This is a genomic window from Spirosoma litoris, from assembly GCF_054776755.1.
This window is the reverse complement of the sequence record NZ_BAAHBI010000035.1, coordinates 238,457-260,443: the sequence shown is the minus strand read 5'-3', so window position 1 is coordinate 260,443 and position 21,987 is coordinate 238,457. Positions and strand designations below refer to the sequence as shown.

Sequence of the window (21,987 nt, the reverse complement as noted above, 5' to 3'; positions counted from 1 at the left end):
AATGCAAATTTTGATATATATAATAAAAAAAATGTATAAAAAGAAAAAGAAAAAAGCAGAATAAGAATAGATCTACTGTGTCTAAATTCTTTTTTTGAAGATTCTTTAATGTAATGTATAAACATATAATGCTTATTAAAAATGCAAAAGATAATATATTAATATTGCCCAGAAACAGATCAGTCATTTTCATTATATAATCTCATTATAAAAATTTGCACTTTAAGTATTTAAATAGTGCCTAGCACCACTGGCACATAGTAGATATTTGCCTTGCTCTAAAATAAGGGAATTATGTAGCTAGGATACTTATGGTAGTTTACTGAAATGACTTAACGGTAGGGTATCTTATTGCATTCTATAAGCGTTTATTATCTATCACATACATATAGATTACAACAGAGACCGTCTAATATTGGACGGTCTCTGTTGTAATCTATATGTATAGTCCTCTGTATAGTCCTGTGCAAAGTCCTCTTAAAAGTCCGCTTTACACAAGACTATTTAACTAGAATGGCAAATCATCGCTGCCAGATTCGCCCGCTGATGTTGGCGGGGTAGAGTCCTGCGGTTTCGAGTCCTGATTTTGGGTTTCTGGTTTTAGGTTTTCACCGTTGGCCGCGCTCAATAATTCCAGCCCTCGAACCTGAATGCCGAAGTCAATCCCTGTTTCATTGTTCTTGGTTTTGTAGGTGCTGACATTGGGTTTACCTTCGACATACACCCGTGTTCCCTTTTTCAGATATTGAGCTACGGCCATTGTCTTCGGTTGATACAGGCAGTTGTACCATTGCGTTTGTTCCACCTCGATACCGTCCCTATTCTTAAACCGCTCATTAACGGCGACTGAAAAGGTAATAAACTCGTTACCATTCCCTGATTTGATGGTTGCGTCTTGTCCAACGTTACCGATTAACATTACTCGTTGCATGGTGATTGTTGCGTTTAAATTGTTTAGGGTTTTACTATCTGATTTATTTGTTGACGTTTAACCGGGTCGGTCAAATAGGCTTGCATGAGTTGGTATAAATCAACATCGCTAAACGAACCGGCTGGAAGGTTTAAGGCATCGGTAAAAATCACGACTGCCGGGTTAATGTCAGTTATCTTTAAAAACTTGGGATTGAGATTGTCACGGGTTAAGGTTTCCGAAAAGAAAGACGGCCTATTCTCATAGCCTTTGTACTGTGGAAATTGGTCGGCCCAACCCAATAAGGTTTTATGCCTAGACTGTTTGTCTGTGTTCATGGAATACGGATTTAATTTTAAATTGGGTATTGGTTGGCCCTATGGTGCATCAGTTCGGCGCGTGTGTACCGGACTTGATTATAGTCCCTAAGTTCTAACTGTCCTTTTAAGTCATACTTAATGACCTCTTTTAGCGAGAGTTTTGGGGCAATTCGGAATAGGCTACTGTCTCGTTTGTATAAATAGCCTTCATAGGCATTTGGCCCGTCTTTGGTCTTGTACTGCAAATCGGTAGGCTTACCAATCGCAATATCAAATTCAGATCGCCGGGCGGGTTGACCCGTGAAGGGGTTAATAATGCGTTCCTCTACTCCGTCTACACTTGTATTCGCGTCGTATTCATCTTTCCACGCGTCATAGTCTTCGGCTTCCATAAATCCGGTCGGTTGCTCTTCCGGCTCGGTTTGCTGTAACACATTGAAATTCAGAAGTGATTGCCGGTAAAAAGCGCCGAACCGGCTATACATCCGTAGGTTTTTAGTGTTGCACAGGATTTCGTCTATCAACTCTATATCATATTTCCCCTCTCTAGTCTGGATACAATCGGGCTTAAAATGATATTTGATGCACTCTAAAACGCCTGATAAGTAGTGATTTAGGTCAGATTGACCCGGCTGAATATAGTCTTTGATCGGGTTGCCCTTCTTATCTAAAATGATGTTGTTTTTTCCGTCCCGTTTCCATGTGTACAGGGTTTCATAGTGGATACCGGAATAGGTAGACTCGTTGCCCGTCTGCTTTCGCCATAGCCGATCTATCACCGCCCGTACATGCTCTACACTGTAAGCCGGATTCTGTAAAATGAAGCTATGTAGGTGAATATGAAGCCCGTGCCCGTGTTTCGACCGCTTGACCTCAATGCCATATTCCCCGGCGTACACGTATTGTTTCCATTCCGGTTCTTTACGCATCGCGGTAAAGGCTTTGATTAATTCCCTCGCAAAGAAGCGTTTACCTTTCCATAGGCCGTTTTCGTGGGGCACCGTCAGTACCATGTGAACCGGCTTATAGTAATCCAGTAGTAAAACCCCGGCTTCGTCGGTGGCTGTTTCTAAAAAACGATAATAGCGGTTACGGATAATCTGGGATTTGCGCCAGTTCCAAACGTTGTCTAAGCGGTGCTTACTATACCAGAAGGCCAACGGTTGCAGTTTTTCGGCCCCGCCGTTCTGGAATCGGGCATAATAACCCTTTGTGTCTCCTACGGCATAGCGAAGGTTTACCAGTTGCTCGAAACGGCTTTCGAGTTCATCGCCGAAGCGGTCACGCTGGTAGATGTGGCGGGCATTGGCATTGTGAGCGGTCTTGCTATCGGGTAGCTGTATGTCGTACTCACTTAGAAAGTCATCAATTTGAGCCTTGAGCCTGTTGTTAAGAACCTGTTTGTTTCGGACAGTATAGCCGAAACGGTTTTGCCGCGTCAGTTGAGTCGCAACAGTGGGGGAAAGTTTAGTCATTCGGGGGGAGTGAGTCAGGGGAAATCCTGAAAGATGTTTCTAAATTTATCGAGAGAGAGCCAACAGGCTAAATTTCAGGTCGTTAGTAAATGGCCTTATTGGGTTGGCTGAATGGTCATTAGGAGCGATAACGGTAGGACTAGCGAGACTTTACACCCGGCTACGTAACTGTATAGATGTAGGCCCGTATTCGTGATCTTACCCACGTTAAAGCGTAGATTTTTGCACAGTATATCAGCCGACCACACGTCGCCAATCCGCTCGAATAGAATGGTTTGGGTCAGCTTGATATGAGCCGAATTTTGGAACGTTGCTCGGAACGTGTCTTGCGTCGAAGACAGCCGGTTAGTAAGCTGTTGTTTTAGGTTCTGTCTCATGCAAACATGTTGGTTTGAATGGCCGGGGCTACACCGTCCCAAGTGCCGACGTATTCCAGATTTTTGAGCATTTCGGAGAGTTCCAGTAACATTTTAATGTCCTTCTCGCGCGGGAACTCGTGAAGGTTGGTTTCGTAATGCTTCCGTTGTTTGGCGTTTAAAGCCATGATGTAGGAGTCTACCAAACGCCGTTGTTCCTTGAAGGTGAATTGTTGTCTCTTAATCTTTGCCATAGCCGTTTGATGGGAGAGCAGTTGTAAGGCTTCGCCTTACGACGGTTTTGCCTACGTCGGCTTGTCTGGTGCAAGTTCAAATGACTGTCTTATCATTCTTGTTTGTACCCGGCGCGTAGGCTTCAAGCTATCATACGCGCCGGGTTGCTCCAGCATAAGCACACGCTACGTTATCCGGGTAGAACCGTCAGAAACTACTTGCGGAATATCCTACGTGCTGAACCCGTCCGGGAATCGAACCCGGTCTAACCGTTACGGGTTACGTAGCCGCTCAACCCATCGGGCGGCTACTTCAATGAAAGTGATACCGAGGACGATAAAGGCGGCTATCATGTGGGCGTGTTGTTGATTTGATAGAATCGTTCACCCTCCTGATTCGTGTAGCGTCCACCGAAGTATAAATCATCTCGTAAGCGTTCGGGTAAGTCTTCAAATGCTACCTGCCTGAATATGTCCGGGCGTTCATCTATATCGCCGTCTATATCCAACCCATACCGAAGAGAGAGAAATAACACCCGGCTATTGTTGGCTACTATGGCTAGTTCAGGGTCAGAGTAGTAGCGTCTTAAAATGAAGGTGCCTACCATAGCTATCGGAACATTTTACGGGCTATCTGAAAATCAACCTTTACTGGCTTCTTATCCTTAATCCGGGGTTCGCCGTAGCTGAAATACTTGGGGTCGTCTTTGTACTTGGGATTACCGCCCAAGCGGACGGCAGAAAAACGCATATCGGGGAAAACCGACGTGAAAAAGTCTACAGCCTTTTCTAGTTCGTCGGCGTCTTCGGAACACAACCGTATCTTAACCATTGGGGTAAGGGCTTAGAATAACTGTTGACAATTGCGGAAATAGGGAAGGTGACACCGCAGACGTGCCGGCGTAAAGTAGGTCGGGCGTTCTACCAGAAAGGGCAATAAGTCCCCGTCACAGTTGGCCCGGTAGTTAATGGCCGCATGTACGCCAATGGGTTCGGGAATCCCGTTGAAACTGCTAATAGTCTGGTTATGTACAGAAATGAACGTAATCGGGTAGTTCGGTTCTTCGACCGTGATGCGAATGGTTTTCATTGGGTTTATTGGGTAGGGGTTTGTAAGTGCGTTTATTTCGTCTTATCGGTTAAGAGATAGCGTTTTGCCGAAAAGACTTCGTAAGGCTGGAAATCCAGATTGTTGCTTGAAAACTCATGCAGGGATACACCCAAGTAATAACCGATAATGGTTATAGCTTTTGCTTTAGCATCGCCTAAGTCGTTGCCTTCAACAGTCAAGAAACTTTTAAAATGCCACCATAATTTAATGGCTTCTAATTCGGCTTGCATTTTGTCACGTTCGGAGCGCGGCAAATCCATAAACCGCTGATAAAGAGCGCGATTAGAGCTAATCGTAGGAATTTTGGGAGGGGAGGGAGCTATTGCGTTCACAGCTTTACACTTTGTTTTTGATAGCCTTACACTAAATATTTTCGTACAGAATTAAGCTTTTGGCTGTACTTTAGTGTCAAATGATGTGCAATAGTAACAGTTTTTACTTTTACTTGTCAAGTTTTTACTTATATATTTTTTAAAACATGCAAGCAATATCAGCACATATGGGCGAAAGACTCAAAGAGTTGGCTCATAAAAAGAATATATCGGCGAAGCATATAGCCGATGAAATTGGAATTACTCGCGCTGGGGTATATGACACCTATAAGCGCAAATCACTAAGCACCAGAACATTAGAAAAATACTGCCAAATAATAGGCGTAGACATAAACGAGGTAATCCAAGTAAAGGAGGAAAGTCTTGACATTATTCAAGAAAAAACTGGAAGTCAAGAAAAATACATACAAGAATTAAAGGCAACTATTGCAGAACAGAAAAAGCAGATTGACGACCAAGCGAAGCTATTAGCTCAACTAGCCCAATCAAATACTGCATTGATCGAAAAATTGGGAAAGTTTAATGCAAGCGGATTGCTGGCAGTACTTGACGCTTAATTTTTTTTAGCGTTTTGCTTACTGTTTCGCTTGCTTAGGCCTAAAAACGGCCTTTCCAGCCTAGTTTGCGGCATAATGCAGATGTAATAGATTTGCAATTATGAAACAAGCCATTATTGACTTAGGCACCAACACGTTCCATCTCTTCATCGCTGAAATAGAAGGCAATACACCTAAAATCCTATTCCGCGAAAGCCTCCCAGCTAAAATTGGTCAGGCGGGTATCAATAAAGGGATAATCACCGAAGAAGGCATAGAGCGTGCGCTGGGCGTACTGACCTATTTTCGACAGGTGCTCGATCAACATAACATAGCTCCCGAAAAAGTAGTAGCTCTTGGAACAAGCGCCATTCGAGTAGCTCGTAATCAACAGGAGTTTATTGATCGGGTTCGAGAGGAAACAGGTATTCCCATTCGAGTTATTTCGGGCGATCAGGAAGCGGCCTATATTTATCAGGGTATCCGCGCGGCTGGTGCGTTAGATGACTCAACAGCTTTAGTCATCGACATTGGTGGCGGTAGCGTCGAATTTATTCTGGGGAATCAAAACCGGATTTTCTGGAAGCAAAGCTTCGAAATCGGTGGACAACGGCTTCGAGAACGATTCATGACGACTGATCCCATCAGCCCTTCCAACATTCGTCGGTTACACGATTACTTTCAGGAACAACTGCTGCCACTCGCGAACGCCATTCATCAGTATCAACCCGCCGTGTTAGTTGGTTCGTCAGGTTCATTTGATACGTTGGTCGATATGTGGTATATGCACGAGCAAGGGCACTTGCCCGATCCAAATCAGGCTGCGTTTACGTTACCAATCGTAGAGTTTTATCGTGCCTACGAATTACTCATCACGAAAAATCACGCGAAACGAATGGAGATTCCGGGTATGATCGAACTGCGGGTCGATATGATTGTGGTCGCCGTTTGCCTGATTGATTATGTACTCAAAACGTACGGTATTTCGCAAATCAGAACGTCGACCTATTCACTGAAAGAGGGCGTATTTGCTTCACTGCGTTAATGAATAATGCATAATGTAAAATGAATAATGGAGGCAGGTATGTTTTTCATAAAATCAGCTTTTCATTGTACATTTTACATTATTCATTCGTCAGTAAATGAAAGCTGAAACCAACGATCGCTCGTCTTATCAAAATCTTATTTTTACGGCGCTCCTGATTGCATTTGTCGGGATAGCTTTCGCCTTTCCAGGGTTGTTCCTTAACATTGGCGATTTCCCCTTGAAAAAGCTAATTGTTCCGTTACTGCAAATCATTATGCTGGGCATGGGAGCTACCATGTCGATTAAAGATTTTGAGGGTGTTATTCAGCAACCACGCGCTGTATTTATCGGCGTAGCCTGCCATTTCCTGATTATGCCGTTGTTAGGCTATACGCTGGCAAATACGTTTAGTTTCCCGCCCGAAATTGCAGCGGGTGTGGTGCTTATCGGTTGCTCACCTAGTGGTTTAGCTTCCAACGTAATGTGTTTCATTGCCAAAGCTAATGTGCCTTTATCCATTACGGTCACAACTATGTCAACGCTGTTAGCGCCTTTGCTGATGCCTGCGCTGATGAAATTACTGGCCGGTCAATTCATCGAAATCTCGTTCCTAAAAATGATGATTGAGATTATGGAGATCGTTATCGCCCCAATCATAGTAGGGCTGATTTTGAATCGCATTTTTCGCAAATCGGCAGTGATACTAAACCGCATTATGCCTTTAATGTCGATGGGTGGCATTATTCTCATTGTTGCCGTTATCACAGCCGCCGGGCGCGACAGTTTATTAAGTGTAGGCTGGATACTCGTATTTTGCGTATTAGCGCATAACCTTTGCGGTTTTATGTTGGGGTATTGGTCGGCGCGTTTGTTTGGTATGGATGAGCAAAGCTGCCGGACAATAGCGATCGAAGTAGGTCTGCAAAATGCGGGACTAGCCTCGGGTATTGCCGTACAACTGGGTAAAGTAGCCACGGTAGGTCTCGCCCCTGCCCTCTTTGGCCCTATTATGAACACAAACGGCTCCTTACTAGCCACCTACTGGAGCCAGCACCCCATACAAGGAGTTGCTTTGGACGAAACAACTAATGAGCCTGTAAATGCGCAGGATGCTTAATTTATCAGAAGACGGTTTGCCACATTGATTGTATCGAGAAAACGTTCATCGTAATACATTACTAACTAGCCTGTTATGAATGAACAGGCTATATTTTTAATCTCTCTAAGTTGCATATACAACTTTCGTTTCTAACCTTTACAACATGAGCTCCGAAACCTACTGCATTGCGGGTCGCTTGCGAATGTTAGCCAGGATTATAACCGGCCACTACAACGATGCCTTCACGCAAGAGGGGGTTACGTTCGCGCAGGCGGGTTTGCTGATGCACATTTTCCCACAGCCAGGGGTACGGCAAGCCGTGTTGTCGAAACGATTGCAGATTGAGAAATCGGCCATGAGCCGGGATGTGCAGCTATTACAAAAAAAAGGCTGGTTGACCGACGACCTGCGTCACGGCCTGTTTCTGACAGAAGAAGGACGATTGTTAGCCAAACGATGCCATAAAATCTGGAAAGCCCTAAACCTACAAGTTCACGACACACTTGGCCTAGATGCAGTTCAGGGCCTGTCGACTTTTTCTGATAAAGTAATCGCATTACAAAAATGAAAACTGAACTCTTATCTCAAATCTGGCAGATGAACCAGGTTTCAGCCCAAGGACCAATTCGGAAGCTAACCCTCGATAATTATCATAACCGCTTAACACCTGAAACGGCTTCGGCAGGTTTTATTGCCTTACACATGGCTGAGTCGATGCAACGGATGGCCAGCTTACTTTTTGGGCGCGAGGTAAGTATTCCCATTCAAGCTAGTGGCGGTATTTCCGACAAAGGTCAACTGTTTGACTTAGTGTCAATTCAACAAACGGTGAATGATAGCTTCGCGATGATTGCGAAACAGATTCAACAAACCAGTGACGAGCAATGGACCGAAATCATCTCCTCGCCTTTTGGCGAAGTGCCTCGTATGCAGGTATTGGTCTTTCTAATGCATCATAACTCTTATCATTCTGGCCAAATCGCTCAGGCGATCAAAAAAGGGCAAGCGTTTTCTGTAGTCAGTTAAGCCATAAGCGACTGGCGCGAGTATTTACTCGTGCCTTTAATTTAGCCAGCATTCGCTGGCCCATAGATTGACGGAGCGCCAGCGAATGCTGGCTAAATTAAAGGCACAGGTAAATACCTGCGCCAGAGTTAGCCACAAATGAAACCATCCTTCCTACAAACTAACCGCAAGGAGTCAGCCAAATCGTGGCTCTTTCGAACAGGGCTGAACTGGTATCCGATGTTTTTTGGAACAGGCGGTAAAATCCTGTTCTGGTCGAGCGATTGGCGGGAAGTCCACGTTCGATTGCGCCGTAATATCTGGACCTACAACTACGTAGGAACCATCTTTGGCGGCAGCCTATTTTCTGCCACCGATCCATTTTACATGGTTATGCTGCTTCGTATTCTGGGCAATCAATACGTTGTCTGGGATAAATCGGCCAGCATTCGATTTCGCAAACCCGGTCGAAGTACGCTCTATGCCCGTTTTGAAATCACGGATGAGCAACTCGAAACTATTCGGGCCGAAGTAGCGACTAATGGTCAGACGGAGCATGTGTTCAACATTCAGTGGCTCGATAAACAATCCGTTGTGCACGCCGAACTCGAACGCTTGTGTTACATCGCCGATAAAACGCATTACGAACAACGCAAAAACGAGAAACAACAATCACGATTTCGACGATAAGATGACAACAGAGCAAAACGAAACGCAACGTACACGAACCTACTCGTGGGAAGATCAGACCATTGGCGCTAAAGTCGGCGCTACCTTATCGGGCATGGAGTACTTGCAGGGAATTATGACCGGTCTGTATCCTCCTCCGGCCATTGCCCACACGCTGGACATGGGTCTGGAATCGGTTGAAGAAGGGAAGGCTATTTTCTCGATTGTGCCACAGGAGTTCCATTATAATCCAATTGGCGGGGTACATGGCGGTGTTTTCTGTACTATGCTTGACTCAGCCTTAGCCTGCGCCATTCACTCGACATTACAGCCCGGAACAGGCTACACAACCCTTGAGCTGAAAGTTAATTTTATCCGCCCATTAACTATCCGGACAGGCAAAGTGCTGGCTATTGGCACACTCATACATGCAGGCCGGTCGATAGCCACCGCAGAAGGTAAAATCGTGGATGAACAAGGCAAACTCTACGCCCATGCTACCACAACCTGTATGCTGTTCCCCTGGAAATAATCAACTGACAATCATGACCGAACATCACCTGCCTGTTCAACGAACGGCCCGTTATTATACAATTGGCTCTTTAACAGAGCAGACGAAAACTATCTGGTTCTGCCTGCATGGCTTTGGGCAACTGGCGCAGTATTTCGGCCGAAAGTTTACGGGGCTGGATGATGGCGAAACGTTCGTTGTTGTACCGGAAGGATTATCTCGGTCGTATACCGATAGCAACTATCAGCGAGTTGGCGCTTCCTGGATGACCCGCGAAGATCGGGACTATGAAATCAGTGATTATGTTCTTTATCTGAACTCGCTTTATGACCGTGTTCTAAACGGTCTGAAACCCGACGAGACAGGTTTACAAATAACGGTTTTAGGTTTCTCGCAAGGTGCCGCTACGGCCTGTCGATGGTTGAATACCCAACATGTTCATGCTAATCGACTCATTTTATGGGCCGGTTATTTACCTCATGGCCTTGCCGATCTTATTAACCCAGCTACACTTGAAACGACCGAAACCCATTATATATATGGTCGGCAGGACGAATACCTTGTAGAACTGAACGATATCAATGGGTATTTAACCCGATTGCAAACCGATATACCTACCTTACAAATTACTGCTTTTGACGGTGGCCATCGGGTTGAACCAGACATATTGAAAACGCTAGTGGCCGTTACGCCGACGATTTCGTAGCCGTTTTAAGAGGGGAGCTTTTTTCTGCTCTCCAGCGACTTTGTATCCGCCAACAACAACCACTTCTCCCAGCATCTTTTGATCTTCATATAGCACTATTGAGAGGGGCGCTGTTCGATCTGGGGGTAGCTGTATTTCCTGAGTTATAAATCCGATAGAACCGATTATCACAGTAATTAGATCATTTTTGATTTCCGTTGGTACTACCACCTGGAAATGTCCCGTCGAATCGGTATTAGTCCCTCTGGATGTTCCTTTAATAATAACGTAAGCTCCACCTAGACCTGCTTTCGTCACATTATCCACTATCCGGCCTGTAATTACCCGCGACGAGTCTGTAACTATAGTGACTTCAGTCGACGGTTGATCAGCTGTAGCAACAGAACGTTGCTCGGTTTGTAAAGTTGACGGACGAGCAAGTGTTGAATGGGCATCAGCCTGAACCGTTTGATAGCCTAACAAACCTGCGGTTAATAGGCTAAAAAAGCGCCCTGAGGAATGAGCCGCAGGTGTAGGAGCCTGTAATGTTCTGTCGAGTTGACTTACCCGAAAACGGCCACAGGTTGAACTTGACGACCGACTTATACTACTAACAATCTGCTGATCGGTCATGCCGGAAAAGTCAATGACCGTTTTCTGGCAGCTATCACAAAAACGGCCTGTTTCGATAGGTGTCATGTCCTGCCAACGCTGCTGACAAGGTGTATCGACAGTCAGTTGAATTCGTTTCGTTGCCATATAGGTCAGTACGTCATTATTGATTTTTTACTAAACCAACTGCCCTACTCAATGTATATCGAGTAACATTGTCCGTCAGGTCATTCAGTCCAATATAGAGCCAAAAAGCGCGTTCAGTCATTTCCTCTACGTCGAAATGAGTGCTGTATGCAGCCGAACCCATCTTAAAATAATATGATTTCCCTGGCTCAAACTTAATAAAAACTGGCTTCCGTTTCGGGCTTGAAACAGGCGGTTGATAATCATTTTCAGCATAAGGTGACTCCCGAATAATTCCCAGACTGTCCGCATCTGTTTCAATCAGGACATAACCATTATTTTTTACCTTGATGGGCTTGCTGGGGTTAAGGGTCGTATAAAACTGAATGCCTCCTAACGTCTGTGCTCCATTTTTAACAAGATAGATTTTGGTTGGAATTGATTGAGCCTGCCCTAAAAAAGTCATCAGGCAAAACAGAAAAATGAAGCTGGCCGTTTTCATTGTCACGTTATCATTTTGTATCGTTAGACACTAAAACACCAGTATACTACACAATACCACCAAACAAAATTAAATTACACTTAAAATACAGAAAGTACAAATTCAACATTGTAGAGAGTGTTGTTAAAAAGCCGCGTCGCAGTTGTTTTTGATGAATTGCGACGCGGCTTTTTAGCAACGCATTAACCTAATTATTTCCGATAAATAGTCGTTGCTGCTGCCTGTGCCCCGGCTAAAATCGTCATATCGGCAATCGTAACATGGGCCGGAGCCGTTACTGCATAAACAATCGTATCGGCAATATCTTCTGGAGTGAGCGGTGTAAATCCGGCGTATACTTTAGCGGCACGCTCGGCATCGCCTTTGAAACGCACGACCGAAAACTCTGTTTCAACAGCGCCCGGAGCGATATTCGTCACTTTAATACCATGCTGGGTCAAGTCGAGTCGCATACCTGCACTGAGTGCTTCAACGGCCGCTTTACTAGCGCAATACACAGCCCCATTGGCATAGGTCTCCTTACCCGCTACCGAACTTAGGTTAACAATATGGCCCCGCTGACGCTCTACCATACCCGGCATAACCGCTTTCGAGACATAAAGCAGGCCCTGCACGTTTCCGTCAATCATCATATCCCAATCCTCGGGCGATCCATCCTGAATCGGCGATAGACCATGGGCATTCCCCGCACTATTCACCAGAATATCAATCGCCTGCCATTCTTCAGGTAAGCTACGAATAGCGTCGTCGACTTCAAGCCAGTTACGCACGTCGAAATTGAGCGTTGTAACGGCTGTTTGCTGACTCAGGCGTTCCTGTAATTCATCTAAGCGCTCCTGCCGCCGTCCACAGAGAATCAGTCGAAAATCAAGGTCGGCAAAAGCTTCGGCGGTAGCGCGGCCAATTCCAGAAGTGGCGCCGGTAATAAGTGCAATGCGAGACATAACAAGGACTAAAGAAGTTGATGTTACAAAGATAAACCCACGGTCGAACCATCAAGAAGAACAACCATTAATTCTCCGGCAACTGATCCAGCCAAAACCAATGATAAGCATATAATCATTTATCTGCCAATCGCTTAGAACTCAGCCCGGAACTAGACGATACTCGTTAACCAATTTTGGTCAGGTTTTTGCAAGGCGTTGATTAGGCTGTAATCCAACAAATAACTACTGAGCTTATATACCTTTTCATTACCAGTTGTATGCTACCTGAATTTTCGGTTGTGATCCCAACCTATCAGCAACCGGCCCTGCTTCTTAAATGTCTCGATTCACTTGGGCGTCAGCGGCTATCGCGCGACCAGTTCGAAATTATTGTGGTCGATGAGGGAAACTCGCCCGAAACCGAAACCGCTGTTCAGCTTTTTGCGAAACAGGTAGCCCGCGACGGTGGTCCAATCGAAGTCCGTTACCTCGGTCAGCCCGAACGGCGTGGCCCCGCTGCTGCCCGAAATCGGGGTTGGCGAGCAGCCCGTGGGCGCATCATTGCCTTTACCGACGACGATTGCCTGCCCGAATCCGAATGGCTATCCTCGGCTCTCCTATGTTTTCAGCGTGGGGCACAGGTCATGAGCGGTCAATTACGGGTTTACTTACCAAATCAGCCCACTCCACTCGACCGAACGGCTACGATCTTAAAGCGGGCCGAGTTTATGTCATCGAACTGTTTTTGCCGAAAATCGACACTCGAGCGAGTCAATGGTTTCGAGGAAGCATTCGATACCGATTGGCGCGAAGACAGCGACCTACAATTCAAGTTTATTCAGGCAGGTATTCCGATTGGGAAATGTACCGAGGCCGTTGTTGTGCATCATATTCGTCCATGCCCCTGGTACGGACTCTTACGCGATGAGCGCAATAATAGTTACGATGCCTTACTGTATAAACGCCATCCCAATTTATTTCGGGAGCGTATTCCCTCCTTCCGTCGGCAGGTGCTTCAATATTACGCATCTGTCATCAGTATCAGCAGTGGGCTGGCTGGATTAGTAACCGGGCATTTTGTTATCGCTCTAATTGGGTTAGGCATCTGGGCGCTGCTATCCACCTACTTAATTATCAGGCATCTACCCAAATCGCCACTTAATTCGACAACCGTTAAACATGCCGTACTAACGGCGCTGGCCACGCCATTTTTATCAGTTTACTGGCGACTTCATGGTGCCTTTAAATACAAAGTGCTGTATTTATAAGCAGGGAGCACGGAGCGTGGAGCCGGGTTATTGAGAGTCCGGTATCCCTGCCCCACGCTCCGTGCTCCCTGCACCGCGCCCCATGCTCCCCGCTAATCGCTTATTTTGGCCATTTATAAGGAACCATTAGCGATTCGATTGTATTTTTGAAAGATAAAGGCAGTGGTACTCAACTACCTTTATTCGTTCATGAATCATTTGCATCAGGCGTTCAGTGTTCGGTTTACGTACACTGTTTTCTTTACCAATCAGCTTTTCAAAAAAGCAAACTCACTGCTATCCGATTTTTTCAGTCAGCAGTCTACGGGTGATATTCGAAAAAAGCTTCTTTTCGTCATTGATTCGGGGGTTATCGACGCCCATCCTACTCTGCAAGCAGAGATTACTACCTATTTCGACCAACATACTGATATAGTTGAGCTTATCCCCGATTTATTAATCATTCCGGGTGGCGAAACCGCCAAGAATGAGCCAGTCTATGTGGAAAAGATTGTGGATGCGGTGGATAAGTACGGTATTGATCGGCATTCCTATGTCGTCGCTATCGGGGGTGGCTCCATTCTCGATTTAGTTGGCTACGCAGCGGCTATTTCACATCGGGGTATTCGTCACGTCCGTATTCCAACCACCGTGTTATCGCAAAATGATTCGGGCGTTGGGGTAAAAAATGGCGTCAACTATCGCGGCAAGAAAAACTTTCTGGGCACGTTTGTCCCACCTGTAGCGGTCTTTAACGACAGTTCTTTCCTGACTACGCTTGATGATCGGGATTGGCGATCAGGCATTGCAGAAGCCGTTAAAGTGGCCCTGATTAAAGATGCCAGCTTTTTCGAATGGATTGAAGCAAATGCACAGGCACTCGCGGCCCGCGATTCGGAAGCGATGGATTACCTCATCCACCGTTGCGCCCAAATGCACCTGGAGCATATTTCGGGGGGCGATCCATTTGAAATGGGATCATCCCGTCCGCTGGACTTTGGCCACTGGAGCGCCCACAAACTGGAACAGCTCACCAATTTCGAGCTCCGACATGGCGAAGCCGTAGCCATTGGTATTGCCATGGATAGCGTGTATTCGAATCAACTCGGCTGGCTAACAGAGCAGGATACCCATCGTATTCTGACCACGCTACGCACCCTTGGCTTTTCGCTCTACCAACCCATGCTCGATGCCAACGACAGCGCTGGAGTACTGAAGGGCCTGGCTGAATTCCGCGAGCACCTGGGTGGTCAACTTACCATTATGCTCCTGGAAGCCATTGGCCGAGGTGTTGAAGTCCACGAAATGAATCCTGATCTCGTTCGGCAGGCAATTGCTACCCTCAAAGAACAGGAACAACAGGCGCAACTCGTATGAATAACCTTGCCCTTGGCCACCTCGGCTATTGTACCAACATCCATGCAGGCGAAACGTGGGCCGATCATTTCGCATCTTTACAGAAAGCCATTCCAGAATTAAAGCAACGGTTGTCGCCAGACGCCCCTTTTGGAATTGGCCTACGCTTGTCTAACATAGCCAGTGAAGAACTGGAACTGCCCGAAAATTTAATTGCCTTTCAGCACTGGCTGGCGAATAACGAGTGTTATGTGTTTACCATGAACGGTTTCCCGTTCGGTGGGTTTCACAATACGATCGTTAAAGATCAGGTGCATGCCCCCGACTGGACAACCGAAGCACGGGTTGAGTACACCAAACGGTTATTTCGGATTTTATCGGTTCTGCTCCCTGTCGATGAGCTGGGCAATGCCATTCAGGGCGGCATTTCGACCTCGCCCCTTTCGTATCGCTATTGGTTCGAGTGGGACCAGCCTGCTGCCCGCGACTATATTTTTTCGCAAACAACCCAGAATATACTTGAAGTAGTGGCCGATCTGATGCGCTTACGCCAGCAAACAGATCGGTTGATGCACCTTGATCTGGAACCCGAACCCGACGGCTTAATCGAAACAACTGACGAGTTCATCACCTGGTTTACCGATTACCTGTTGCCTATGGGCATCGATCAAATCAGCGAACAGTTTGGGCTAACCGATGAACAGGCCGAAACCGCGATTTGCGAACATGTTCGCTTATGCTTCGATGTTTGCCATGTGGCTGTTGGGTATGAAAAACCAGCCGAAGTGTTGGCCAAGTTGAAGGAATACGGTTTGCGCGTTGGCAAAGTCCAGATCAGTGCCGCCCTGAAAGCTGAATTCCCAGACGATGCCGAAGGACGCGAAACGGTAAAACAAGCCTTTGCGCAATTCAATGAACCAACTTATCTGCATCAGGTAGTGGCGCGTACGCGGTCGGGCGAGTTGTTACGTTTTGCTGATTTGCCCGAAGCGCTGGCTGCTTTTGATGACAATCATGTAGAATGGCGCGCCCATTTCCACGTACCGATATTCATTTCGGAATATGGGGTGTTGAAATCGACGCAGGACGATATTCAGGCTGTTCTTAACTTGCAGGCCACCAATAAATTCACGAACCAGATGGAAGTAGAAACCTACACCTGGGACGTTTTACCAGCTGATTTAAAGCTTGGTCTAGTTGACTCAATTGATCGGGAAATGAAATGGGTGTATAAATCAATCGGGGCCGCCCGTGCGGATGAATGATGAATGTCCTTGCGGTATTCATCATTCATCATTTATCATTATGAAAAAGACTGTAGTACTCGATGTTGTTGGTCTGTCGTATTCGCTGATTGGCGAACACACGCCTTTTCTGAAACAGTGGTTCGCTAAGAAACACCAGGCGACCATTGATCCTATGCTACCGGCGCTAACCACATCGGTACAGTCTACATACGTAACGGGCAAATGGCCGAGTGAAACGGGTATTGTTGGCAACGGCTGGTACGATCGCACCGATTCGGAAGTGAAATTCTGGAAACAGTCGAACAAGCTGGTAGCGGGTGAGAAAATCTGGGAACGCGCCAAAAAGATCGACCCCAATTTCACGATTTCCAAGATGTTCTGGTGGTACAATATGTACTCTACCGCCGATTTTTCGGCAACTCCTCGCCCACAGTACCCGTCGGATGGTCTGAAAATCCCCGATTGCTACACCCATCCCGGCGACCTCCGCGACAGACTTCAGAAAGAACTGGGCACGTTCCCCTTGTTCCAGTTCTGGGGGCCTGCAACAACCATCAAATCCTCGCGCTGGATTGCCGATGCGTCGATGCTGGTCGATAAATGGCATAATCCAACGCTCACGCTTATCTACCTGCCTCATCTGGACTATTGTCTGCAAAAGTTCGGGCAGGATTTCTCAAAAATTGCAAACGACCTCCGCGAAATCGACGACGTTTGTCGCGATCTGATTCAATATTATGAGCAACAAGGCGCCGAAGTAATTGTACTTTCGGAATACGGCATTACGAACGTCAGCAAGCCCATTCACATCAATCGAATTCTGCGCGAAGCGGGTATGATTCGCTATCGTGAAGAGCGCGGTCTGGAAATGTTCGATGCGGGAGCGTCTCCTGCCTTTGCCACCCCGGATCACCAGATTGCTCACGTGTACATCAACGACCCGTCGGTTTTTGATAAAGTACGGACATTACTGGAAAAAACGCCGGGTATTGAACTGGTTCTGGATAAAGAGCAACAGAAGAAATACCACATCGATCACGAACGTTCGGGCGATCTGGTTGCCGTTGCCGATGCCGAAAGCTGGTTTACGTACTATTACTGGCTCGACGATGCTCGTGCCCCAGATTATGCCCGGCTGGTGGCCATCCACCAAAAGCCAGGTTACGATCCGGTTGAGATGTTTATGGATCAAACGAATCCGTTTATCAAACTCAAAGCGGGGTATAAGCTTGGCCGTAAATTGCTGGGCTTCCGGTATCTGATGAATGTAATTTCGCTGGATGCTACACTCGTTAAAGGATCGCACGGGCGAATGGATACTCCACCCGAATATCATCCGGTATTTGTTAGTAGCAAAAACGTAGGCAAGTCCTTGTCGGCCATTGATGTATATGATCGAATCTGGGACGCCTTATCAATGGAAACCGTTGAAAAACAGATGCAGTGAGTTCTTGGTTATTCAGTCGAAAGCCAGTAATTTACCTGTATGAAAGCATTCTACGCCCTCGTTCTGCTCGTTTCTGGTTGCATTTCGAATCGACCATCGGCAATTAATGCTCCTGCCGACGGTGCCGAATATTATCAGCCCAATCAGCCTATGGCGGTTGTGCAGTCTCGGCTATATCCGGACCCACAGGGTGGTCTTGGGCACTCGCAGGACCCCGATATTCGGGTGACGGATATAAAGTTGACGGCCAGCTACACCGTTTTATATCTGACATTCGGCAAAGACCGAACCGCCCGCGACAATAATTACTTCGGAACCAGTAGTATTTCGTTCAACCCCAAAGCAGTGCTTGCTTCGGCCGACGGGAAAAAGACGTATGCCCTCCTCAAAACAGAAGGCATACCCATGACGCCCGACTCCCGCGAGATTAGGAACGACGAAAAAGTCCCGTTTGTCTTGTACTTCGAGCGGCTGGATAAGGGCGTGGAATCCTTCGATTTGTTTGAGTGTAAAAGCGATAATCAAAACTCCTGTTTCAACGTAGCCGGTATGAATATCCATAACCCGCTTACGCCAACAGCCTCTCAGAATTAGTTTTTCTTCAACATCCTTTCGTGGTGTCGGTTACTTATAACCGACACCACGAAAGGATGTGTCTACCTTCCCAATCCAATAAAAAAATAAATTTTCTGCCAGCGTTTTCTACGAGTTGTTCGTCTATGCCTTTACAGGTCAGCTACTGACCCTATCTCTCTTGGACAGACAACGTTAAACCCTTATGAAAACGACTCTTCACGTTTCGTATACGCTTCTGGCCAGCGTATTTATCGGCTGGTTAAGTGCTGGCTGCAACCACAGTTCAAGCGACGCCAATCCGCAAAGCAGTTGCCGAATCGAACAATACACATCGAATGCATCGTCCAAGTTTTACACTACAGTGATGCAGAATACCTATACGTACGACCAATCGGGGAATCTCGCCAAAGTGGTTTCAACGATCGACCGGAAACCGACGACCGGAACAATTGGGACGCAGAATGGAACCACGACCGAAACGTATACCTACAATGCGGATGGCTATTTGACGGCCATGAATTCTGAACGACAAACGAAAAGCATTGGGGTAAATAACCAGTCAACCACCGAATTAGTATCTATTGTTAAAAGCTACTCGTACACCGCTGGCCGACTCGTTAGCGTAGCACAAACGTACAAAGGCTCGTATACGGGGTCAAACAGCAGCTCAACGATGCGGTATGAGTATGATTCGGATGGTGATTTGACGCGGATAATTAACGAACCTACTGGTGGAAATGGGTATCAGCAAATTATCGTATACCAGAAAAATCAGCTTGTTGACTACATCGAGAAAACAAGTTCGGGCGACCATCACCCGTACACTATTCAAGATGGGCTCGTTACAAAAATGGTCTTTTCTGGCACCAATGAACTGATTATAAGCACATCGTTCGATGGCAAAAACCGGGTTATTAAACGGGATCAGGTAATTGATGGGCAATTGAATCAAACGGATACCCAGACCTGGACCGACGCCAAATCAGCGTCATCGTCGCTACCGCTTTTCAAAGGGTTTCCAGCTCCCGACCCGGACACTATATTTTCAGGGCAAGCTGGCGTAACCGCTACTCAAAACACCTCGTTCTGGAATTCGGTTAGCAAGACCATGCAGCCCTATTCCCAAAGCACATCGACCGTACAAACCAATGCACAAGGCTATGCAACAAACGTCACCAAAGTCGTTAACTATCCATCGGCCAGCGATCAGAACGAAACGACTATCGAAACCTATACGTATTTGGGTTGCCAGTAATTCATACTCAACGGTTCTTTCGACTTGACAGAACGTCCATTAGCTGATATTCTCAAAGGCTGCCGACGAGGTCGGGAGGCTGCCAGGCAAGCGTTTTATGAACGCTTCTACAGCTATGCCCTATCGGTCTGTCTGGCCTATGCCAGCGATCGGGAAGACGCTCGTGAAATGCTGAACGATGGTTTTCTGAAGGCATTTCGGCATATCGATGAACTTAAAAATGAAGCCGTTGTTGTACCGTGGTTACGGCGCATTATGGTCAATACGGCTATTGATTATTACCGCCGAAACCGGAAACGGGTTTTGGAAGTCTCAACCGATTCGGTTGACTACAGCCTTGAAGAACCTTATCTAAATGAAGAAGCTATTTTTTCGCAGCTTTCGGTCGAACACATTCTAATTGTATTGCATCAATTACCAACTCCATACCGTATGGTCTTCAGTTTATACGTTCTTGAAGGCTATTCGCACCGTGAAATTGCTGACCAACTCAACATTGCTGAAAGCACATCAAGGGCACACCTATCCGAAGCAAACCGATTATTACGTCAGGCATTGATTAACCAACTTCCCACTACCCATGAGCGAACAAACCGATAAACCGCTCCATGACTGGGTACGTCAGTCAATGGATGCCTATCGTCCCGACTACAATCCAACCGATTGGGTAGCGTTACAGCGCACGTTACGTCGTCGGCGATGGATGCGTTGGAGCGTGTGGGGAAGCGGGAGTTTGTTGCTATTGGGATTTCTTAGCTGGTTTATTCTTCGGCAACCAACAGATAAAATCGCCGATGCAAACAAGGCAACAAGCACGAACAAAACAACGAAACGTGAGGATGCTCAAGCGACGACAATACCGTTTGCAGCCAGCTCTTTACCAAATGATTTAGCTCAACACAAACTAGTACTAACCGTATCGAAGAGTAATCCGGCCAAAGCCATCCAGAGCACCGAATCGGGAGCGGTTCACCTACCCGATTTGCCTCTGAGCCGTTCAGCCTTAAAAAGCCAGCCGACTAACTTAACTGACAAGATTCGCTATAGCCAACCTGTTGCGTTCAGCCCGGAAGAGACAACGATAAAACAACAAATGCTAACGGGCGATTTTGGCTCGGATTCAACATCGTATCAGGCATTGGCTCGTAATCTACACGCATGGCCTGAGGCCGTAGTTGTCTGCGATCTTACAACCAGCATGTACCCCTACACGACTCAGCTATTCGCCTGGTTTAAGAAAAATGCCCGAAATCCGGCCATAAAGGGGCTGGTATTCTTTACAGACTGCGATAGTCTGGGCCAGCAAACCCGACCGGGTGGACCAGCGGGCCGTATGTTCATTACGCATGAACTCAACCCCACGAAAGGGTTACCCGTTTTGGTAGAAACTGCCCGAAATACAATTCAAAACAAAGACGATGCGGAAAACGATATAGAAGCGCTCTTAAAGGCCCAACAGGCATTTCCCGAAGCAAAGCACCTGATTCTGATTGCCGATAACATGAGCGCCGTTAAAGACATGACCTTATTGGCTAACGTTCGAAAACCTGTTCATGTAGTGCTTTGCGGAACAACAGGCAGCGATACAACACTAGCTTTTCAACCAGATTATTACACGATTGCCAGCCAGACCCACGGAAGTTTGCACACCTTAGAAGACGACCTCATTCCCAGCCGCTTATCCCGATCCACAACACTTCGGGTTGGCTCAGTTTATTATCGATATAGACCTCGGAAGAAGCAATTTACACCTACACCGTTTGCTCACCGACCAAGGCATTTCCTGGGTTTCCTTTGGTTATGAGGTCTTCTCAGAAAAAAGTACTTATCTTTTTTTGTTCATATATGTACCGGATACAGCGATCGAGCGTTAATAGGAAATAGGATTTCCGTAAAGCTTGTATCTTATCATGCCTCTTTTTCCATCAATTAAGCGTCCTCTTCGCCTATCTATTTTTCTTTTTATCAGTCTGATTTTTAGCTTAGTTACGCTCGCTCAGGTAAATCTCACTTACCGACTGCTTACTGGCTATTTCCTGAGTAACGACGCTCCTATCAATAAAGGAAAACCCACCTTGTTTGTATTTGAACAGGCCGAAACGTTTGATGAGGTTTTCAAACCTGCCGCTACCAGTAAGCGCCCCGATGTAGTGAATTTCGCGAAAGAAATGGTAATAGGCATCGCCCTTTCGCCAACGAACAAGCCACCAAAATTGTCTGTCAGTAAAGTATTTGTGCAGGATTCGGTTCTAACCATTCGGTACATTCGTATGGCAGATACAACGCTAACGCACAATCCACAATCGTTTACAAGTCAGCCAATGTTGCTATTTTCTATTCCGAAGCAGGCCATTTTGAAAACCAAGCTTGTTGAGAATGGAAAGGTGGTGCAACTACTGAAGAAACACGAAGAGGAGTAGTACC

29 protein-coding genes are annotated in these 21,987 nt (G+C 46.4%); 17 read left to right on the top strand and 12 right to left on the bottom strand.

Annotated features, from left to right (window positions below; translation table 11 throughout):
- Positions 1 to 508: 508 nt before the first annotated feature.
- From ACYVGR_RS20380 to ACYVGR_RS20340, 9 genes are all read right to left on the bottom strand, one after another.
- A complete protein-coding gene (locus tag ACYVGR_RS20380) occupies positions 509 to 931 on the bottom strand; it encodes a single-stranded DNA-binding protein (RefSeq protein ID WP_460960058.1) in 423 nt (140 codons plus the stop codon).
- A gap of 23 nt (positions 932 to 954) precedes the next feature.
- Complete coding sequence (locus ACYVGR_RS20375; RefSeq protein WP_460960056.1) at positions 955 to 1,248, bottom strand: hypothetical protein; 294 nt, start codon at positions 1,246 to 1,248, stop codon at positions 955 to 957.
- A 17-nt stretch (positions 1,249 to 1,265) separates the two neighbouring features.
- Entirely contained in the window at positions 1,266 to 2,705 is a 1,440-nt protein-coding gene (locus ACYVGR_RS20370) for a hypothetical protein (RefSeq protein WP_460960054.1), read from the bottom strand.
- A gap of 95 nt (positions 2,706 to 2,800) precedes the next feature.
- A complete protein-coding gene (locus ACYVGR_RS20365) occupies positions 2,801 to 3,082 on the bottom strand; it encodes a hypothetical protein (protein ID WP_460960052.1) in 282 nt (93 codons plus the stop codon).
- The gene (locus ACYVGR_RS20360) at positions 3,079 to 3,315 is read right to left on the bottom strand and encodes a hypothetical protein (protein WP_460960050.1); all 237 of its coding nucleotides are present in this window, start codon (positions 3,313 to 3,315) and stop codon (positions 3,079 to 3,081) included. Before ACYVGR_RS20360 ends, ACYVGR_RS20365 begins: the two co-directional genes overlap by 4 nt.
- A 329-nt stretch (positions 3,316 to 3,644) precedes the next feature.
- Complete coding sequence (locus ACYVGR_RS20355) at positions 3,645 to 3,902, bottom strand: hypothetical protein (RefSeq protein WP_460960048.1); 258 nt, start codon at positions 3,900 to 3,902, stop codon at positions 3,645 to 3,647.
- A 2-nt stretch (positions 3,903 to 3,904) separates the two neighbouring features.
- Positions 3,905 to 4,126, bottom strand: coding sequence for a hypothetical protein (locus ACYVGR_RS20350; protein WP_460954622.1), 222 nt, complete (start codon positions 4,124 to 4,126; stop codon positions 3,905 to 3,907).
- Positions 4,127 to 4,138: 12 nt separating this feature from the next.
- Positions 4,139 to 4,384 carry a hypothetical protein gene (locus tag ACYVGR_RS20345; RefSeq protein ID WP_460960046.1) on the bottom strand — a complete coding sequence of 82 codons (246 nt, stop codon included), beginning with the start codon at positions 4,382 to 4,384 and terminating at the stop codon, positions 4,139 to 4,141.
- Between the two features lie 32 nt (positions 4,385 to 4,416).
- Positions 4,417 to 4,737 carry a hypothetical protein gene (locus ACYVGR_RS20340; protein ID WP_460960044.1) on the bottom strand — a complete coding sequence of 107 codons (321 nt, stop codon included), beginning with the start codon at positions 4,735 to 4,737 and terminating at the stop codon, positions 4,417 to 4,419.
- 146 nt (positions 4,738 to 4,883) lie between these two features.
- Here ACYVGR_RS20340 and ACYVGR_RS20335 point away from each other — a divergent pair, with 146 nt between their 5' ends.
- From ACYVGR_RS20335 to ACYVGR_RS20300, 8 genes are all read left to right on the top strand, one after another.
- Entirely contained in the window at positions 4,884 to 5,294 is a 411-nt protein-coding gene (locus ACYVGR_RS20335) for a helix-turn-helix domain-containing protein (RefSeq protein ID WP_460960042.1), read from the top strand.
- A gap of 100 nt (positions 5,295 to 5,394) precedes the next feature.
- Entirely contained in the window at positions 5,395 to 6,318 is a 924-nt protein-coding gene (locus ACYVGR_RS20330; protein WP_460960040.1) for a Ppx/GppA phosphatase family protein, read from the top strand.
- A 97-nt stretch (positions 6,319 to 6,415) separates the two neighbouring features.
- A complete protein-coding gene (locus ACYVGR_RS20325) occupies positions 6,416 to 7,417 on the top strand; it encodes a bile acid:sodium symporter family protein (RefSeq protein ID WP_460960038.1) in 1,002 nt (333 codons plus the stop codon).
- Between the two features lie 145 nt (positions 7,418 to 7,562).
- Positions 7,563 to 7,967 (top strand): MarR family winged helix-turn-helix transcriptional regulator, encoded by a 405-nt coding sequence (locus ACYVGR_RS20320; protein ID WP_460960036.1) that lies wholly within the window; start codon positions 7,563 to 7,565, stop codon positions 7,965 to 7,967.
- Entirely contained in the window at positions 7,964 to 8,425 is a 462-nt protein-coding gene (locus ACYVGR_RS20315; protein WP_460960034.1) for a DinB family protein, read from the top strand. Before ACYVGR_RS20320 ends, ACYVGR_RS20315 begins: the two co-directional genes overlap by 4 nt.
- A 138-nt stretch (positions 8,426 to 8,563) precedes the next feature.
- Positions 8,564 to 9,094, top strand: a complete 531-nt coding sequence (locus ACYVGR_RS20310; protein ID WP_460960032.1) for a DUF4442 domain-containing protein — start codon at positions 8,564 to 8,566, stop codon at positions 9,092 to 9,094.
- Position 9,095: 1 nt separating this feature from the next.
- A complete protein-coding gene (locus ACYVGR_RS20305) occupies positions 9,096 to 9,605 on the top strand; it encodes a PaaI family thioesterase (RefSeq protein WP_460960030.1) in 510 nt (169 codons plus the stop codon).
- 13 nt (positions 9,606 to 9,618) lie between these two features.
- Complete coding sequence (locus ACYVGR_RS20300) at positions 9,619 to 10,290, top strand: alpha/beta hydrolase (protein ID WP_460960028.1); 672 nt, start codon at positions 9,619 to 9,621, stop codon at positions 10,288 to 10,290.
- Here the strand turns inward: ACYVGR_RS20300 and ACYVGR_RS20295 are convergent.
- The 3 genes from ACYVGR_RS20295 to ACYVGR_RS20285 form a co-directional block, all read right to left on the bottom strand.
- Complete coding sequence (locus tag ACYVGR_RS20295) at positions 10,261 to 11,028, bottom strand: carboxypeptidase-like regulatory domain-containing protein (protein WP_460960026.1); 768 nt, start codon at positions 11,026 to 11,028, stop codon at positions 10,261 to 10,263. The two genes, ACYVGR_RS20300 and ACYVGR_RS20295, sit on opposite strands and share 30 nt — an antisense overlap.
- A 16-nt stretch (positions 11,029 to 11,044) precedes the next feature.
- Positions 11,045 to 11,509: a hypothetical protein gene (locus ACYVGR_RS20290; RefSeq protein WP_460960024.1), complete on the bottom strand. Its 465-nt coding sequence runs from the start codon at positions 11,507 to 11,509 to the stop codon at positions 11,045 to 11,047.
- 191 nt (positions 11,510 to 11,700) lie between these two features.
- On the bottom strand, positions 11,701 to 12,453 hold the full coding sequence (locus tag ACYVGR_RS20285; protein WP_460960022.1) for an SDR family NAD(P)-dependent oxidoreductase: 753 nt from the start codon (positions 12,451 to 12,453) through the stop codon (positions 11,701 to 11,703).
- 260 nt (positions 12,454 to 12,713) lie between these two features.
- Between ACYVGR_RS20285 and ACYVGR_RS20280 the strand changes: the two genes are divergently transcribed.
- From ACYVGR_RS20280 to ACYVGR_RS20240, 9 genes are all read left to right on the top strand, one after another.
- On the top strand, positions 12,714 to 13,703 hold the full coding sequence (locus ACYVGR_RS20280) for a glycosyltransferase family 2 protein (RefSeq protein ID WP_460960020.1): 990 nt from the start codon (positions 12,714 to 12,716) through the stop codon (positions 13,701 to 13,703).
- 189 nt (positions 13,704 to 13,892) lie between these two features.
- Positions 13,893 to 15,059, top strand: a complete 1,167-nt coding sequence (locus ACYVGR_RS20275) for a 3-dehydroquinate synthase (RefSeq protein ID WP_460960018.1) — start codon at positions 13,893 to 13,895, stop codon at positions 15,057 to 15,059.
- Entirely contained in the window at positions 15,056 to 16,303 is a 1,248-nt protein-coding gene (gene eboE, locus ACYVGR_RS20270) for a metabolite traffic protein EboE (protein ID WP_460960016.1), read from the top strand. Before ACYVGR_RS20275 ends, eboE begins: the two co-directional genes overlap by 4 nt.
- A gap of 40 nt (positions 16,304 to 16,343) precedes the next feature.
- Positions 16,344 to 17,732 carry an alkaline phosphatase family protein gene (locus tag ACYVGR_RS20265; RefSeq protein WP_460960014.1) on the top strand — a complete coding sequence of 463 codons (1,389 nt, stop codon included), beginning with the start codon at positions 16,344 to 16,346 and terminating at the stop codon, positions 17,730 to 17,732.
- Positions 17,733 to 17,771: 39 nt separating this feature from the next.
- Positions 17,772 to 18,326, top strand: a complete 555-nt coding sequence (locus tag ACYVGR_RS20260; protein WP_460960012.1) for a hypothetical protein — start codon at positions 17,772 to 17,774, stop codon at positions 18,324 to 18,326.
- A 184-nt stretch (positions 18,327 to 18,510) separates the two neighbouring features.
- Positions 18,511 to 19,563 (top strand): hypothetical protein, encoded by a 1,053-nt coding sequence (locus ACYVGR_RS20255; RefSeq protein ID WP_460960010.1) that lies wholly within the window; start codon positions 18,511 to 18,513, stop codon positions 19,561 to 19,563.
- Between the two features lie 24 nt (positions 19,564 to 19,587).
- On the top strand, positions 19,588 to 20,163 hold the full coding sequence (locus ACYVGR_RS20250; RefSeq protein WP_460960008.1) for an RNA polymerase sigma factor: 576 nt from the start codon (positions 19,588 to 19,590) through the stop codon (positions 20,161 to 20,163).
- Entirely contained in the window at positions 20,144 to 21,367 is a 1,224-nt protein-coding gene (locus ACYVGR_RS20245; protein ID WP_460960006.1) for a hypothetical protein, read from the top strand. Before ACYVGR_RS20250 ends, ACYVGR_RS20245 begins: the two co-directional genes overlap by 20 nt.
- 106 nt (positions 21,368 to 21,473) lie before the next feature.
- A complete protein-coding gene (locus ACYVGR_RS20240; protein ID WP_460960004.1) occupies positions 21,474 to 21,983 on the top strand; it encodes a hypothetical protein in 510 nt (169 codons plus the stop codon).
- The last annotated feature ends 4 nt before the right edge of the window (positions 21,984 to 21,987 follow it).